General features: G+C 45.5%; 19 protein-coding genes. 6 read left to right on the top strand and 13 right to left on the bottom strand.

The window, feature by feature from the left end; translation table 11 throughout:
• The first annotated feature begins 35 nt into the window (after nucleotides 1–35).
• Nucleotides 36–1,112 (top strand): 3-phosphoserine/phosphohydroxythreonine transaminase, encoded by a 1,077-nt coding sequence (serC, locus tag ABMB67_RS09605; protein ID WP_251221503.1) that lies wholly within the window; start codon nucleotides 36–38, stop codon nucleotides 1,110–1,112.
• Between the two features lie 58 nt (nucleotides 1,113–1,170).
• Here serC and ABMB67_RS09600 read toward each other — a convergent pair whose 3' ends face one another.
• Nucleotides 1,171–1,359, bottom strand: a complete 189-nt coding sequence (locus ABMB67_RS09600) for a hypothetical protein (RefSeq protein ID WP_354571924.1) — start codon at nucleotides 1,357–1,359, stop codon at nucleotides 1,171–1,173.
• 329 nt (nucleotides 1,360–1,688) lie between these two features.
• Between ABMB67_RS09600 and ABMB67_RS09595 the strand changes: the two genes are divergently transcribed.
• Together ABMB67_RS09595 and ABMB67_RS09590 are read left to right on the top strand one after the other, a co-directional pair.
• Nucleotides 1,689–2,246, top strand: coding sequence for an HTH-type transcriptional regulator Hpr (locus tag ABMB67_RS09595; protein ID WP_251221501.1), 558 nt, complete (start codon nucleotides 1,689–1,691; stop codon nucleotides 2,244–2,246).
• Between the two features lie 173 nt (nucleotides 2,247–2,419).
• Nucleotides 2,420–2,962: a DUF3267 domain-containing protein gene (locus ABMB67_RS09590; RefSeq protein ID WP_251221500.1), complete on the top strand. Its 543-nt coding sequence runs from the start codon at nucleotides 2,420–2,422 to the stop codon at nucleotides 2,960–2,962.
• Between the two features lie 52 nt (nucleotides 2,963–3,014).
• Here ABMB67_RS09590 and ABMB67_RS09585 read toward each other — a convergent pair whose 3' ends face one another.
• Nucleotides 3,015–3,614, bottom strand: a complete 600-nt coding sequence (locus ABMB67_RS09585) for a YpmS family protein (protein WP_354571923.1) — start codon at nucleotides 3,612–3,614, stop codon at nucleotides 3,015–3,017.
• Nucleotides 3,615–3,765: 151 nt separating this feature from the next.
• Between ABMB67_RS09585 and ABMB67_RS09580 the strand changes: the two genes are divergently transcribed.
• Nucleotides 3,766–3,945: a hypothetical protein gene (locus ABMB67_RS09580; protein ID WP_251221498.1), complete on the top strand. Its 180-nt coding sequence runs from the start codon at nucleotides 3,766–3,768 to the stop codon at nucleotides 3,943–3,945.
• 103 nt (nucleotides 3,946–4,048) lie between these two features.
• Here the strand turns inward: ABMB67_RS09580 and ABMB67_RS09575 are convergent, their stop codons facing one another.
• Together ABMB67_RS09575 and ABMB67_RS09570 are read right to left on the bottom strand one after the other, a co-directional pair.
• Complete coding sequence (locus tag ABMB67_RS09575) at nucleotides 4,049–4,135, bottom strand: YjcZ family sporulation protein (RefSeq protein WP_251195374.1); 87 nt, start codon at nucleotides 4,133–4,135, stop codon at nucleotides 4,049–4,051.
• 67 nt (nucleotides 4,136–4,202) lie between these two features.
• Complete coding sequence (locus tag ABMB67_RS09570; RefSeq protein ID WP_251195373.1) at nucleotides 4,203–4,286, bottom strand: YjcZ family sporulation protein; 84 nt, start codon at nucleotides 4,284–4,286, stop codon at nucleotides 4,203–4,205.
• A gap of 189 nt (nucleotides 4,287–4,475) precedes the next feature.
• Between ABMB67_RS09570 and ABMB67_RS09565 the strand changes: the two genes are divergently transcribed.
• Nucleotides 4,476–5,387: a peptidylprolyl isomerase gene (locus tag ABMB67_RS09565; RefSeq protein ID WP_251195323.1), complete on the top strand. Its 912-nt coding sequence runs from the start codon at nucleotides 4,476–4,478 to the stop codon at nucleotides 5,385–5,387.
• A gap of 275 nt (nucleotides 5,388–5,662) precedes the next feature.
• Here ABMB67_RS09565 and ABMB67_RS09560 read toward each other — a convergent pair whose 3' ends face one another.
• The 9 genes from ABMB67_RS09560 to ABMB67_RS09520 all read right to left on the bottom strand — a co-directional run bounded on the left by ABMB67_RS09560 (nucleotide 5,663) and on the right by ABMB67_RS09520 (nucleotide 13,486).
• Nucleotides 5,663–5,968 (bottom strand): sporulation YhaL family protein, encoded by a 306-nt coding sequence (locus ABMB67_RS09560; protein WP_251195322.1) that lies wholly within the window; start codon nucleotides 5,966–5,968, stop codon nucleotides 5,663–5,665.
• 67 nt (nucleotides 5,969–6,035) lie between these two features.
• Nucleotides 6,036–6,995, bottom strand: coding sequence for a 3'-5' exoribonuclease YhaM (gene yhaM, locus ABMB67_RS09555; protein WP_251195372.1), 960 nt, complete (start codon nucleotides 6,993–6,995; stop codon nucleotides 6,036–6,038).
• A gap of 173 nt (nucleotides 6,996–7,168) precedes the next feature.
• Entirely contained in the window at nucleotides 7,169–8,557 is a 1,389-nt protein-coding gene (locus ABMB67_RS09550; protein ID WP_251195321.1) for a sensor histidine kinase, read from the bottom strand.
• Nucleotides 8,554–9,237 carry a response regulator transcription factor gene (locus ABMB67_RS09545; protein WP_251195320.1) on the bottom strand — a complete coding sequence of 228 codons (684 nt, stop codon included), beginning with the start codon at nucleotides 9,235–9,237 and terminating at the stop codon, nucleotides 8,554–8,556. Before ABMB67_RS09545 ends, ABMB67_RS09550 begins: the two co-directional genes overlap by 4 nt.
• Nucleotides 9,238–9,684: 447 nt before the next feature.
• On the bottom strand, nucleotides 9,685–10,056 hold the full coding sequence (locus tag ABMB67_RS09540; RefSeq protein ID WP_251195319.1) for a hypothetical protein: 372 nt from the start codon (nucleotides 10,054–10,056) through the stop codon (nucleotides 9,685–9,687).
• 149 nt (nucleotides 10,057–10,205) lie between these two features.
• The gene (gene yidC, locus ABMB67_RS09535) at nucleotides 10,206–10,967 is read right to left on the bottom strand and encodes a membrane protein insertase YidC (RefSeq protein ID WP_354571922.1); all 762 of its coding nucleotides are present in this window, start codon (nucleotides 10,965–10,967) and stop codon (nucleotides 10,206–10,208) included.
• A gap of 30 nt (nucleotides 10,968–10,997) precedes the next feature.
• Nucleotides 10,998–11,267, bottom strand: a complete 270-nt coding sequence (locus ABMB67_RS09530; RefSeq protein ID WP_251195317.1) for a hypothetical protein — start codon at nucleotides 11,265–11,267, stop codon at nucleotides 10,998–11,000.
• 70 nt (nucleotides 11,268–11,337) lie between these two features.
• Nucleotides 11,338–12,594, bottom strand: coding sequence for an ABC transporter permease (locus ABMB67_RS09525; RefSeq protein WP_354571921.1), 1,257 nt, complete (start codon nucleotides 12,592–12,594; stop codon nucleotides 11,338–11,340).
• Entirely contained in the window at nucleotides 12,587–13,486 is a 900-nt protein-coding gene (locus ABMB67_RS09520; protein ID WP_251221495.1) for an ABC transporter ATP-binding protein, read from the bottom strand. The genes ABMB67_RS09525 and ABMB67_RS09520 overlap by 8 nt, the downstream gene beginning before the upstream one ends.
• A 231-nt stretch (nucleotides 13,487–13,717) precedes the next feature.
• On the opposite strand from ABMB67_RS09520, the gene ABMB67_RS09515 reads away from it, so the two are divergent.
• Nucleotides 13,718–13,897, top strand: a complete 180-nt coding sequence (locus tag ABMB67_RS09515) for a YhzD family protein (RefSeq protein ID WP_251221494.1) — start codon at nucleotides 13,718–13,720, stop codon at nucleotides 13,895–13,897.
• The last annotated feature ends 743 nt before the right edge of the window (nucleotides 13,898–14,640 follow it).

Below are 14,640 nucleotides of genomic sequence, written 5' to 3'. Positions count from 1 at the left end.
TATTAATGTGGTGAAGAGTTAAAGGAGTGGAGAAGATGCAAGATGTTTTTAACTTTAATGCTGGCCCCTCAGCTTTGCCAAAAAGCGTCTTAGAGAAAGCGCAGGCTGAATTAACAAATTTCAATGGTACTGGCATGTCCGTGATGGAATTAAGTCACCGCAGCAAAGATTTTGAAGCTGTTCATGAAGAAGCAATCGCCTTACTCAAGGAACTGCTTGCTATTCCCGATTCATATAAGGTGCTCTTTCTACAGGGCGGCGCCAGCCTCCAATTCGCGATGGTCCCGCTGCAATTTTTAAAGCCCGGGAAGATCGGAAACTATTTGTTAACAGGCTCGTGGTCCGAGAAAGCGCTAAAAGAAGGAAAGCTGCTCGGGGAAACGGCTGTCGGTGCTTCTACGAAGGAGACGCAGTACCGCTCCATTCCGGCGCTCGATGCTATCACCTACAACGAGAATGACGCTTATGTTCACCTTACTTCCAATAATACGATTTTTGGAACGCAATGGAAGGAATTTCCGACCGTCACGCATGCCCCGTTAATTGCTGACATGTCGAGTGATATTCTTTCACGGAAAATTGAAATTGAAAAGTTCGGTATGATCTATGCCGGCGCTCAGAAAAACCTCGGTCCTGCCGGAGTGACGATCGTTATTATTCGTGAGGATCTTCTTGAGGAAGAAGTTGATCATGTGCCGACACTGCTACGCTACCGGACGCATAGTGAGACGAATTCCCTTTATCATACCCCGCCGACATTCTCGATTTATATGCTAAATCAAGTGCTGCAATGGGTCAAAGACCAGGGCGGAATTGACGCGATTGAAAGAAAAAATGAAGAAAAAGCGAAGCTGATCTACGACGCAATCGACGAAAGCGACGGATTCTATCGCGGGCATGCCGAAAAAGAATCCCGCTCTCTCATGAACATAACGTTCAACCTGCCTAGTGAGGAAGAGAATAAACGCTTCCTTGCCAAGGCGAAGGAACTCGGCTTTGTCGGTCTAAACGGACATCGTTCCGTCGGAGGCTGCCGCGCTTCCACTTATAACGCTGTTCCGCTGGAAGCCTGTGTCGCGCTGAGTGACTATATGAAGAATTATCGTCGTTAAAATGGGGACATCCGGTATTGCACAATAATAAGAAGCCGGTTCTTTCGCCTTATCGTTCTTATGGAAGAACGAGCCAGGTGGCGCTTGAGCCGCTCAATACGGCGAGGAACAACAGGATGACAAACGTCTTTTTAAATTGTGACTTTTCCTCCTGCTTCACTTTCCGAAGCAGCCGGTAAGACACATATATAAAACCGTATATGGAAAGTAAACAAACGGAAATCAGTAATAAAATAAATGCTTCCATAAAACCCCTCCTTGCCTATTAGATATATGAAGAAAGCAAGGAAAGATGACTCGTTTTTCGCTCTTACGTGATAAACAAGAAGAAAAAGCACGAATGAATGTGAGCATTTCCGGAAGATGTCTAAAGGGAAGCTTTTCCTTTAAAGACATCTCCGGTTTTCCCTTTTAAAGAGCGTTAAGCACCGTTTCAAATCACGGCTTTTCATTGCTTCACGCTAAGTCATTCACCGCCCATTTCTTGTATAATAACAGCAACAAACTATTCTTAAATAGTTTTTCTGACTTGGACAGATTGAAAGGGATAATCAACTTTACGATGGGGGGAGAAAGATGGATCACCAAATACCTTGCTCCTTAAAACAATCTGTTATGTTTAGCCATAAGGTAGCGCAGCTAAGTAAAGCATTGTGGAAATCAGTAGAGAAGGACTGGCAAACGTGGATTAAACCATTTGACCTTAATATTAATGAGCATCATATCTTATGGATAGCCTATCATCTGGATGGAGCCTCTATCTCAGATATTGCGAAATTTGGTGTGATGCATGTCTCGACTGCCTTCAACTTCTCGAAAAAGCTGGAAGAAAGAGGCTTGCTCGTTTTTTCTAAAAAAGAAAACGATAAGCGAAATACCTACGTCTGCTTGACGAAGGAAGGTCAGGAGTTATTTTTGCAAACGCTTGAAGCGTACGAGCCGACGACCTATGGCGTATACGAAGGAGCTTTGCCAATTCGGAATCTTTACGGTAAATTCCCTGAATTCTCAGAATTAATCAGTATCGTCCGCCATATTTACGGCCCTGATTTCGTTGAAATGTTCGAAGAGACCTTGCACAAATTCGATGAAGAATTTACCGAACAGGAAGGCAAGTTAGTGAAAAAGAAATAAAAGCTGCCTGCTTTGGAGCTGCTTCAAAAGGGAAACTACCCCTCTTTTGAAGCAGCTCCTTTTCCATGAAAGCGTTTTTTATTGTCGAAATCCTTTTATTTTTCATCAGCCTCTTGATTTTTTGGCAAAACAGGCGTAAATTAAGCAATTAGATTGAGGAGGTGGCACCCACTATGAATTGCTGGAAAACGATTCGCATTACACAAGATTACGGAGCACTGCGCCTCGTGTTCTATTCAGCATGTACGATGCTTTTTTCTTTCCTGTTGTACTATTTAGCTGTGAGTTCGTTTGTCGAACCATCACAATTAACCAATATAAGTCTTTTCTTATTTATTCTCAGTATTCCAGTACTCGTCCTGACCCATAAAGTTTTGCATATGATTCCAATCTGGCTCTGCGGGAAAAGAGTGCTGCTTAAAGTAGAACGTCTTTCCCTGATCCCGACGCTCGCGGTTAAAATGGCAAAGCCGCTGTCTCGCGATTTATTTTTAATTTCACTGTTGATGCCACTGATCGTGTTAACAGCAGTCGGTGCTGTCGCGGCCATTGCTTTTCCCACTTATATTGCCTATATTTCGATCATGAGCTCGATCCATTTCGGACTCGCATTTTTCGACGTCATTTACGTATCGTATCTCATGAAAGCTCCAAAGAACAGCTATGTTGAAAACCGCGCAGACGGGTTTCATATTTTAGTAAAACAGGCTGCATAGCCCGAGGGTGTCAGACCAAACGATTCCGTTTTGTGACACCCTTTTCTTATCGCTATTTTTCATTCGCGATCATTTCAAGCTCAATCCGGTCATTCGGCAAATCAAAGGTAACCATCCGGAACGAAAACACTTCATTTTCGCCAACTTCGAGTTCGGTAATGCCAACCTCGACCAGCCTCTCCCCCGGATAAATATTCACCCAATCGGGGCGCTCCACCCAGGCATCAACCAGTTGAAGCACCCGTTCCACGGGAAGTTGCAACAGCCCTACCGCGACACTTCTCACTTCCAGCAGCAAGTCTCCATTTTCCGCAACTGCTGGAAAGAAGTTCATTTCAATCGGCACGTTCTGGCCCATGATCGGCAAAGATGACCGAAATTGCACAACTTCATCCGTCAGTTCAATCAAATAAGACATCTCACTCTCCTGCTCCTGTAAATACTTTGCCAAGTATGTATTTAACCGGCTCCGATCCGTTTGGATCACAAAGCTGGCCTCTTCTGCTCCACGCTCTTTTGGAACAAAATAATCTTCCTCTGCATCAGGAAAGAATCGCACGATCATGATCATGCAGGCAAGACCAAGACAAATAAGCAGGCCAAGCAAAGTGAAAAACGCGATCTTCCAGTTAACCTTGTCCATTTTTTTCATAGTTCCCTCCTACGGAACGAAGTCTTCCATCGCCCTCTTTTCCTCTTATGACAAAATTATAAACACTCCAGATAAATTAAGCTATTTTCCTATCTTTTTCAGTCAACTTTTGATAAAGTTTAACTATCATTGTCCGTCAGGAGGCAGAGACATGGTCTTCTTTATTATTTTATTTGCGCTTTTCATCCTGTTCATGATTAACTCGATGACAGATGCTCTGTGCATCAAGCGCGAGATCCCGATTGAAAAGCAGCCGAAGCTTTTCCGCACAATCAATATCCTTATAACGATTTTACTTACTTCTACATATGTTAAAATTTTATTTACATAGGCAGGATGTGAGCAGGTCCCAAAAGAAGAGAAAAGCAGCTTGTCCTTAGCTGTCGGAAGTGTCTCAAAAGGCTTTTCAGCCTTTTGAGACACTTCTTTTGCTATTAGAACCACCAGGAGGCCCCAATAATCACTAACAAGATAAACAGGACGACCAGTAGCGCAAAGCTGTTATTGTAGCCGTGACTCATATTGCTTTCCCTCCTTGATTTAGTGTGGAGCTGCTCTATCCCGCAAAGGCGTTGGATCCTTGCTCATTTATAGCCAAGCAGCACCTACAATGACTAATAAGATGAACAATACGACGATCAACGCAAATCCACCTTGGTATGCGTTAGACATAGTAACACCTCCTCCTTACTTGGTTAGAATATTCTATGCACGTCATGAGGATAAGTACTGGGCCTTTTTCCCAATTACGTTTTACAGGAACTTATTTGGCCTCTTTATCTCTACTAAGGAACTATGGTATAGTTATCTTTATGAAGAGACAGACTTTTACGTTTCGTCAGAAGTTGAGGAGTGAATCGAATGAAAAAGCATTTATTGGCCGCTGTCGGCCTCTGTTGCATAACCTTGTTAGCTGCCTGTAATGATAATGAAGCAGCGGATGACCAGACAGCAGTAGCTGTAGTGAATGGAACAGAAATTACCGAAAGTGAATTTGTCAATACATTAAAGCAGCGCTACGGTGAGGCTACACTGGAAGAAATGATTCGGCGCGATATCCTGCTGAAAGCAGGAGAAAATATTGAGCTGACAGATGAAGAAATTCAGGCAGAGCTTGATAAGTTCCGGACCAATTTGGGCGTTCAGGATGATGAAGAATTGCTCAATGTCCTGCGTTCACAATTTAACATCGAAGCAGACTCTTTGGATACTTTTACTGAGGAATACATTATCCCTCCTCTCATTTTACAGCAGCTGGCTTCAGCCGATGTGGAAGTGACGGAAGAGGCTAAGCAGGCTTATTATGAGGAAAACAGTGAGCAGTTTTCAGAGCAGGTTGAAGCAAGCCACATTTTAGTGGAAGATGAAGCAACCGCACAGGAAGTATTGGACAAGCTAGAGGCTGGCGAAGACTTTGCGGCACTTGCCGAGGAGTATTCGATTGATGGATCGGCGGCAAACGGTGGAGAACTTGGCTATTTCGGCAAAGGACGGATGGTGGCGCCTTTCGAAGAAGCGGCCTTTTCACTTGAAGTCGGGGAAATCAGTGAGCCGGTTGAGTCCGATTACGGCTTCCATATTATTAAAGTAACGGGTCAAAAGGCAAGCTATGAAGATTTCGCTGCCGACATTGAACAAATTTTGATCCAGGAGCAGTCCAAATCAACGGAAGAAGTGATGAATGAACTGCTTGAGCAATCTGACATCGATATCCGCGATCAGCAGTTTTCTGATTTATTCACTTCTGACGCAAGCGAATCAGCGGCTGAATAAAAAAAAGGGGCCGGGAAAAAGGTGAAAAAACAACCTTTTTCCCGGCCCCTTAGCAATGAGTGGAACCCCCACGATCTTTTAAAGCCATTGCCAATAGGTTCAAAGCTAGTTTTGTCTCAAGCTCTTTTTGTTTCGTAGTCAGGGTCCGGCTCTTCGGCCTCGCTACCGGGATGGGGGGCACGCTTTCAGGAGCGGCGGCTTCCCCTCTTTTCCTTTGTTCGGATAGTCATGTAGGTGAAATACTTTTGACCCGCTCTCGTTTTTTTCATCCTTCTTTAGAGCGTGTTTTTCGCCTTGGAGACAGCTTCTTTCATATGATTTCTCCGATCCTTTTCGGCCGCCATCCGCTCAAGGTAGACCTTGCCTTCACTTTCAATCCATTCCTGCTCGTACCGTTTGTCCTCCAACGTATATTTCAGCGAGAAATAGCCACTGACGATAATTCCGATGATGACAAGATAAACCCACCAGGGACTTGAAAAAAGGATCATGCCAAGTCTTGTTTGAGTCAAGAGAAATGCGAGTACTAAAACAGCTAACAACCATAATGCCCGTCGTGTGTTTTTTTGTTTTGTTTCCATTTCCTTCCCTCCATGCAGCTTGTACTACTGTATATCTATGTACAAGCCCGGAGGTTTAGAACTAGAATTAAAGATCAAGCGGCGCTTCATGAAAGCTCGGTTTATAGAAGGTTCTGTTTTCCATTGGCATGATCCGCTCGGAAAATTCTCCCGGCTGAACCCGCTCAAGCGCGCGATCCATCATATTCATTTTCGCATCAATGTTATCAATCATATGGAGAACTTCCGCTTCACGCAGCACAGGCGCCTTTGGACTGCCCCATTCTCCTTTGCCGTGATGGCTCAGAGCGATATGCTGAAGCATTAACACTTCTTCCCCTTCAATTCCAAGCTCCTTTGCGGCTTCGGCAATTTCATTGACGATAATCGAAATATGACCAAGCAGCTTTCCCTCTAATGTATACGTCGTATCAATCGCCCCGGAAAGCTCGCGTACTTTTCCTAAATCATGGAGAATAACCCCGGCATAGAGCAAGTCGGTATCAAGGCTCGGATAAAGCGCAGCAAGGCTTTTGGCGACATTTAACATGCAGACAACGTGATAAGCAAGGCCCGAGGCAAATTCATGGTGATTTTTCGTCGCTGCCGGTGATTCGAGGAAAGCCTCCTGATGCTTTTTCAGAAGATGGCGGGTAATCCGTTGAATATTAGCATTCTTCATTTCAAAAATATATTGCGTGATTTGCTCCAGCATTTCAGCAGGAGCCATCGGAGCGGAGCGAACAAAATCAGCAACCTTCACCTGGTCGATCGCGCTCGTTGGCCGGATACTGCTAATTTTCATTTGCAGCCGGCCTCTATATTCCGTTACTTCCCCTTGGATATGTACGATGACCCTGCTTTTAAACGTCGCTTCATCTTCAGGGGAAGCGCCCCACAGCTTCGCTTCAATTTCCCCTGTATGATCACAAAGAATGAGCGTTAAAAAAGGTTTATTGTTGCTCGCAATCCCTTTTGTCGCCGATTTAATTAAATAATAGGTTTCAACGCGGTCGCCGACCTGTTGAAAACGAATCCCTTTTCCCATTAATTCATCAACCTCTCCTTCATCGCTAATCGTCTCTTTTCTATAAGTATAGCATAGAGGGATGTGCCAAAAGGTTGTTTTTCCTTTTGACACATCCCCTGATTTTGAGAAGGCTCATTCAGTTGACAGGCTCGCTCTCCCCGTCCCGGATCTCCAACTAACAAGCGCCGCGTCTAAGCCTTCCTTTTATGCCGGCGCGCCGCCTTGCCCTGCTCAGTTTCCTGCTTCGGAATCGTCACGACAAATCTGACGCCAACATCGCTGTTTTCGACTTTCGGATAGCCATTGTGCAGCTCTGAAATCCGTTTTACAATCGCCAGCCCAAGACCAAACTTCCCTTTGTTCCCCTTATAAAATGGATTAAAAAGCTGTGGCAAGTCGCTGGCCGGGATATGCTCCCCGTTATTCTCAACGATAATTTTCGTCCGCTGTTCATCTGCTTCGGCTTTAATCCAGATCGTATCTTGCGCATAGCGCAACGCATTTTCAACGAGGTTCTCAAGCAAAACCTCCAGTTGTTCACGGTCCCCTTTGAAGCGCGTATCCGCTCCTTCAACGAGAATCTTCACATCCTCTCGCTGGACGCGGAAGCGTTCTTCAATTTGAAAGGCAAGGTCGCCAAAGACAAGATCCTCATGCTTCGGCGTTTCTTCCTTGAGTGAGTCAAGCTTCGTATAATAAAGCATATCAATCACACGGCGCTCCATCCGGTTCGCTTCTTCAACTATGACGTCCATCGTTTTTTCCATATTTTCCTTCGGCATAATGCCATCTTTTACCGAATGAGCGTAGCTTTTAATGACCATAATCGGGGTTTTTAATTCATGAGAAGCATGCTGAATAAAAGTCTTTTGCGCGTGATCGTACAAATTTAAGTTTTGTCGCATCTTCTCAAATTGGTCGGACAGCCGTTGGAAATCTTCATCGCCCTTCCATTTCAACGGTTCCTTCCAATCCCGGTTCGCAATTTGATCCAAATGGTTTCCAAGCACGATCAGCGGCTGGCGCAAATAGTGCTTCAGCCAAATTGCCGGCAGCAGGCTGAGACCGCTTGTAATTAACAGAATATAGACGAGACGTTCCCAGAGACGGTTGACCATTTCATCGCGGTACGTGTCCCACATATACGTAATGTGATAAGCCGGATTCCCGGAAATTTGCGCCTTGGCAATTACATAGAAAACCGTCGCTCCACCGTATTGGATTTCATAGCGACCGCGGCTCGCCTCCTGGTTGTATGCGTTTTGTGCCATTTCCTGTAAAACCTCTGTCGGCGGCGGCTGTCCCTCCGGAGACCGGCCAAGCGTATCATAAATAAAGAAATGTCCGACCGAGCCAGCTTCACGCCGCTCAACAAAGCCCGGCTCATCCCGCCTCGGGCTGATCAGATCAAGCAATGGATACGCATAGCGAAGCTGCTCGTTCTCAATGATGCGATACGTTTCCTCTGTTAATGTACCTTTAATTGAAATCGGATAAATAATAATAATAGAAAGACCGACGAGGACAATTAATGAAATAAACGCAAGCCAGATCCGCTGCGTTAAATTCACTTTAATCATGAAGATAGAACCCTGTAGCCGTAGCCATAGAGCGTTTCTAAATGAATGCGTGGCATTTTCTTCCTGACGCGGCGGACGACATCATCAACGGCCCGCTCTGAGCCGAAATAGTTTTCTCCCCACACATGCTCGATAATACTTTCGCGTGAAAAAGCCTTGCCGATTTCTCCCGTAAGCAATAAGATTAAGTCCATTTCCTTTGTCGTTAAATCAACAAGCTTTTCCCCGTCTGCTTCTTCATCAATAACCGTCCGTCCAACTGGATCAATCGTATATTGATTCAACTCAATTTTTTTCTGATCTTGAGTGGATGCCCCGTATACACGGTTTAGCAGTTTTTTCGTTCTAATAATCAGCTCCTGCGGTAGGAATGGCTTAGCTAAATAGTCATCACTGCCCATTTCCAGTCCGAGCACGCGATCCAAATCCTGATCCCGCGCGGAAATAAAGATTACCGGTGTATCAGTTTCTTCTTTAATCCCTTTTAATAGCTGATAGCCATCTGTCCCAGGAAGCATGATATCAAGGATCCAGAGATGAGGCTTGTCCGTAATCGCGTCCCGGGCCGCATCTCCATCATTAAAGACACGAACCTCCCAGCCTTCTTTTTCTAAATAAGCTTTTAATACTTCAGACAAATTTTCCTCATCTTCCACCAAATAAACGAGATATTGCTTCATCGCTCATTCCTCCTTCTCTATACCTCATATTGTACCGTATTTTCCCGCTTGAAACGAGCTTCACACCATTTCCTAGAAAAAGTTATGCAGAAATACAACTTTTTTCATAATATCACTGCATTTTTTCTTTTCTCCTGCATTCGTTATAGCTATTATTTCCCGGGGAAGCCAAAAGGAATACGGGCTTCTTTTCTTCCTGCTGTGCGCAGTGGGGAACGCCGCCACTCTTTTGAACAAATCCTTAAAAGACGACTTTCCTTTTCTCCGAAAAAAGAGCTTGAGACAAAACTAGCTTTGGACCTACTGGCAATGGCTTCACACGCCACAAGCCCGTTGTGAGAAACCCACTCACAACGGGCTTTAAAAGATCGTAGCGGTTCCGCTCATTGCTTAGAGCCTGGGAAAAAGGTAAAAAAAACAACCTTTGTCCCAACCTCTGTCATTCTGTTAAAGAATCGCCAGAGCCGTTAGGGCCGCTAATGGGAGGACGAGGCGATTCCAGCCAAAAGGGCGCGGCGGGTATGGGTAAAACGGATACGGAGAAAAGTATGGATTGTACGGATAACGCGCTCCCATCTGCTGTCTCATCATCGGCTGAACAGCCTGGTTTGCTCCATTTGGGTGCATCGCATTCATATTCATCGTTGCCAGGTCAAGGTATTGTCCGTTTTCATCAACAGGGACCATTAAATAAACATATTCATCATCAACGTGTTCAACGACTCCGTTATAGCCATGCTGACCATTGACCTCAACATGGACCGCCTGGTTGATACATTGCTGGCATTGCATTTTGATTTGTTCAAGCTGACTCGTCATTTGCTCTTCCCTCCTCTTCACTCTACCTTATTCAGCAAAGGAAAAATAGGTGAATGTCTATGGCCCACTTTCCGGTTTGGGCGCAAATAACAGAAAGAGCCAGGGAAAAGGATAATCTCAACCCTTTTCCAAGGCTCTGCTGTCTCACTTTATGAGTTGCTTACTTCCGCCCGCTTCTGCTCAAATCTTGTCACGGTAAAATATGTTTGAATAATCATGAAGATGTTGCCCACTACCCAATAAAGCGATAAGGCCGAGGGAAGTGTAATACCGGCGACGATAATCATGACAGGCATAATATACATCATCACTTTCATCTGATCCTGCAGCCCTGTAGCAGTCATTTTCACTTGCAAAAATGTCGTAAAGCCGGCAATGAGCGGCAGCAAGTAAAAAGGATCAGGCTGTCCTAAGTCAAACCATAGAAACGTATGGAGCACAATTTGCTCCGTCCGCATAATTGCAAAGTAAAACGCCATCAGAACCGGCATTTGAATAAAGAGCGGCAGACAGCCGGCAAGCGGATTGACGCCATGTGTCTGGTAGAGACCCATCAGTTCCTTTTGCATCTCCTGCTGCTTCTTTGGATCTTTATCACCGGCTTTGAACTTTTTCTGCAAGGCTTCCATTTCCGGACGCAACGCCTGCATCGCCCGCGCGCTCTTCTGTTGTTTCAATACGAGCGGCAGCAATAACAGCCGAATCGCAATCGTGACAACGATAATCGAGAAGCCATAGCTGCCATCAAACAGCTCCGCAACTTGAATCAATAACCATGACATCGGGAAGACAAAGAAGTGATTCCAAAATCCTTCCGTCTCCATCGTAATCGGAGCCTGGTTCGCCGCTCCACACGCACTTAACAGGACGACCAGCCCAATCATCATCACTAGCAGTAATCGTTTTTTCATTCATAATCCTCCTTGTTGTTTTCACTAATGTCAGCAAACAACAAGGGAAGGATCTTCCTCATCTGATTTATGGTGATCGGCCCGGTTCGGAATCTTCGGCCGATAGCTGCTTCGTTGGGAAGGGATAAGGAGCATCCCTGGAGGCTGACCGCCTTCCAGCTTCAGCCATTGTCTCCGTGAACTCATCCGGAGCTCCCATTCCATCAGTACGATATTCGCTTTTGCAAAAGCTGTAACGAGCCATACTGTTAGAATGACACTGTACCAAAGCATCATCATCTCCGAAATCACTTCCAGCATCCTTACCCACCTCCTCTTTCATTCATTAGTTTACCATACAAACAGCCTGCCACCAAATGGAGGCTCTCTTTTACCGTTCCTGCTTCGACAGCTGAAACGCCTTTTTTAAATCCTTAAGTGCCGAACTCTTGCCATACATCAGCACGCCCCCTTTAAAAATACGGCCTCCAATCGCCGCCAGCACCGCAATGGTACCAAGAAGAATTACAAGGGCCAAAATGACCTCCCAGAGCGGAACAGACAACATGCCGACACGGAGAAACATCAGCATCGGTGTAAAAAACGGAATGAAGGACGCCACGGTCACGACCGTCGACTCAGGCGCGTTCAGCCCGAACATCGCCAGGAAAAAGGCTCCGATCACGAGGAAGTTGACCGGCCCGAGCACTTGATTGACATCCTCCACCCGGCTGACAATTGAACCGAGTGTCGCTGACAGCGTCGCATAAAGGAAATAGCCTAATAAAAAGAACAGGATGGCATAACCGAGTAAATCAAGCGGCAGCTCCTCTGACAAAAAAGCACCCGCCAATGAGCTTCCGTCGGCCTGCATCATCAAACTGACAGCACCGACCAGGAACAACAAACCATATTGCGTCAGCGCCAGCAAGCCAATGCCGACGATCTTACCGAACATTTGCGTGATCGGCGAAACCGTCGATACAAGAATTTCCATCACACGTGATGATTTTTCGGTGACAACCTCCGTCGCGATCATGTTTCCAAATAACAGCACCGTAAAATAAATAACAAATAACAGCACATAGACGATCATTTGCGCCTGCATTAATTCACTTTCTGATTTAGCCGTTTCACTGATCGTCGTCAGTTCAAAGGAGATCGGCTGGTAGATCCGTTCCAGTTCGACCGGGCTGAGGCCCAGTTCGACCGTCAAGCGCGTCTCCTTCACATGCTGCAAAGCCTGCTGCAGCTGGTTGGGCGCGAACGTTTGTGTTAAAGAATCAGAGAAATACTCTCCTTCGAGCTGCCCCTGTTGATCATAAGAGATCCTCAGAGCCGCATCATAGTCTCCTGCTTCGACGCTCTGACGGGCTTCTTCCAGCGTCTCCGCTTCTCCGGCCAAAATAATCCGCTCGGTAAACGGCTGCAGCTGGTCCCTTAACGGATCAATCAGCTCATCCGTTTCATCGACGACAACAATATGAGTGGCTGCCTGCTCCGCATCCTGCTCGAACATCGTAAAAATCCGCTCCATATTCATGAAAAAGAGGACGAAGAGAAGCGTAATCGCCGTCGTAACGAGAAAGGTTTTCGTAAGCAGCTTCTTTGTATACGTATGGCCGACGATAATCCAGAAATTACGCATAGCTCTCCCCTACCTTTTCGATAAAAATATCGTGCAAGCTCGGCTCTTCCACTTCGAACTTGCGGACAAAGCCTTTTTCAGCAATAAATTGAAAGACATCTCTCGCGACATCCTCATGCTCGACCTGGAGTCGTACCCCTTCTGCTGTCTGGCGATACTTCAGCACTCCAGCCTGGTCGGCTAATGATGATAAATCGTAATCGCTCGCAATAAAGACGTTTTTCTTGCTGAACGATTTCTTGATCTCGCGCAGCTTTCCGTATACGACCGGCTTTCCGTGGTGAAGAATACACAAATGCTCGCACAGCTCCTCCACATGCTCCATCCGGTGACTGGAAAATAAAATCGTCGTACCGTTTTGTTGCAGCTCCATTACGGCCCCTTTTAATAATTCAACATTGACCGGATCAAGTCCGCTGAAAGGCTCATCGAGAATGAGAAGCTCCGGTTTATGAATGACGGCGGCAATGAATTGGATTTTCTGCTGATTTCCCTTTGACAGCTCTTCAATTCGCTTCGTCGCATATTCCGGTACTTTAAACTGCTCAAGCCATTTTTCCATTTCAGCTAAAATCGTAGCCTTGTCCATCCCCTTTAGACGCCCTAAATAAAGAAGCTGGTCTTTCACCTTCAATTTCGGATATAACCCGCGTTCCTCCGGCAAATAGCCGACCTCATTCGTGCGCTGATAGGTGATTTCTTCGCCCTTCCAGCTGATTTTCCCTTCAGTCGGCTGCAGCAGCCCGAGCAGCATCCGGAATGTCGTCGTTTTCCCGGCTCCGTTTGCCCCGAGCATACCAAACATTTGCCCTGCTGGAACGGTAAGCGTCAGATCATCGACAGCGGTGAACGCGCCAAAGCGCTTCGTCACATTTGTTATATCAAGTCCCATCCATAGCCCTCCTTGCCCATTCGTCTCTCTTTAGTCATACGATTCAGCGGCGTTGTCGTTTCATTTTCTTCATCAAGCTTCATTTTAGCACGAGTCATCAGCCGGAATCACCCAAACGCGGATTCCATTTTTTACAAATCAATAATGCGTTTCCAGCAAAAAGCCTTTTTCGATTGATTATTAGCCGGCTCCGTTTTAAACTGAACGTAAAAAGGGAAAGGGCTGACAGAAATGGAGTATACATTGACCGTTTTTAACGAAACAGGAGAGCTCGTTTTCGAGAATCGCTTCGAGGCAGAGACGGACGAAGCCGCCAAAGCGCTTGCGGAGCAGGATCTGCATGAACGTCAGTACTATAATCAGACGCACCGCTTGACCCGTTCTGGAACGCTGCTTTTATTTCATCGCTAGCAAAAAGGAGAGGATGTCACATAAAAAAAATAATCTTCATCCATTTCACGATACTATTGATTTGTATGCTAAGCTTCGCTTTATTTAAAAATCACGTGACAGGATCATTAGAAAAAACAGTCAATTTTAATGGCGGGGATTTTGAAGACTATGCTGTTAAAACAGAGGGAAACCGGCTGTTACTCAAAATTATCTGGATGGAGACAGCTCCGGAGTTTGGCTCTCCTCTCAAGAGCCTGTCCCTATTGAACTCGGGCAATATGTCAGAGTATGGTTTAAAAATGGGCAGGCTCTCGGTACTCAACCGCTAAGAGCGGAATTTGACAGCTTTGAAGTCGTGACGATCGCGCATCCGGGCAATTCTGCTCTGACAGAGGTCGAGGTAATACAAGTAGCCTTAAATGAAATAGAAGGCGATAAACATATGCGGGTTCCCTTGGTAAAATCGCTTATCTTTCATGAAGAGGACAAACGATGGTCGATTGAAATGCTTAGTATGTATAACGATGATCTGATAACAATTAAAGTTGATGAAACATAAAAAAGCGTGAATAAATACACGCTTTTTTATGTTTCTAAGAGTAGTAGAAGGAAAGGAAGGTCGATCAGCCCCTCGGATTACTTTAAATCCGTATTTGAAGCGACAGTGATTTATTCAAAGTTTCTACATAATTACGGGCATACTTGTCGCATGAATCCTCTTGTAGCGAGCCTGAAAATGGCTTCCGTGCGTTATCATAATT

Origin of the sequence: Halalkalibacter oceani, assembly GCF_040544555.1 — a bacterium.
Taxonomy (GTDB): Bacteria; Bacillota; Bacilli; order Bacillales; family Bacillaceae_D; genus Halalkalibacter; species Halalkalibacter oceani.
This window is presented reverse-complemented; position numbering and strand designations above follow the sequence as displayed.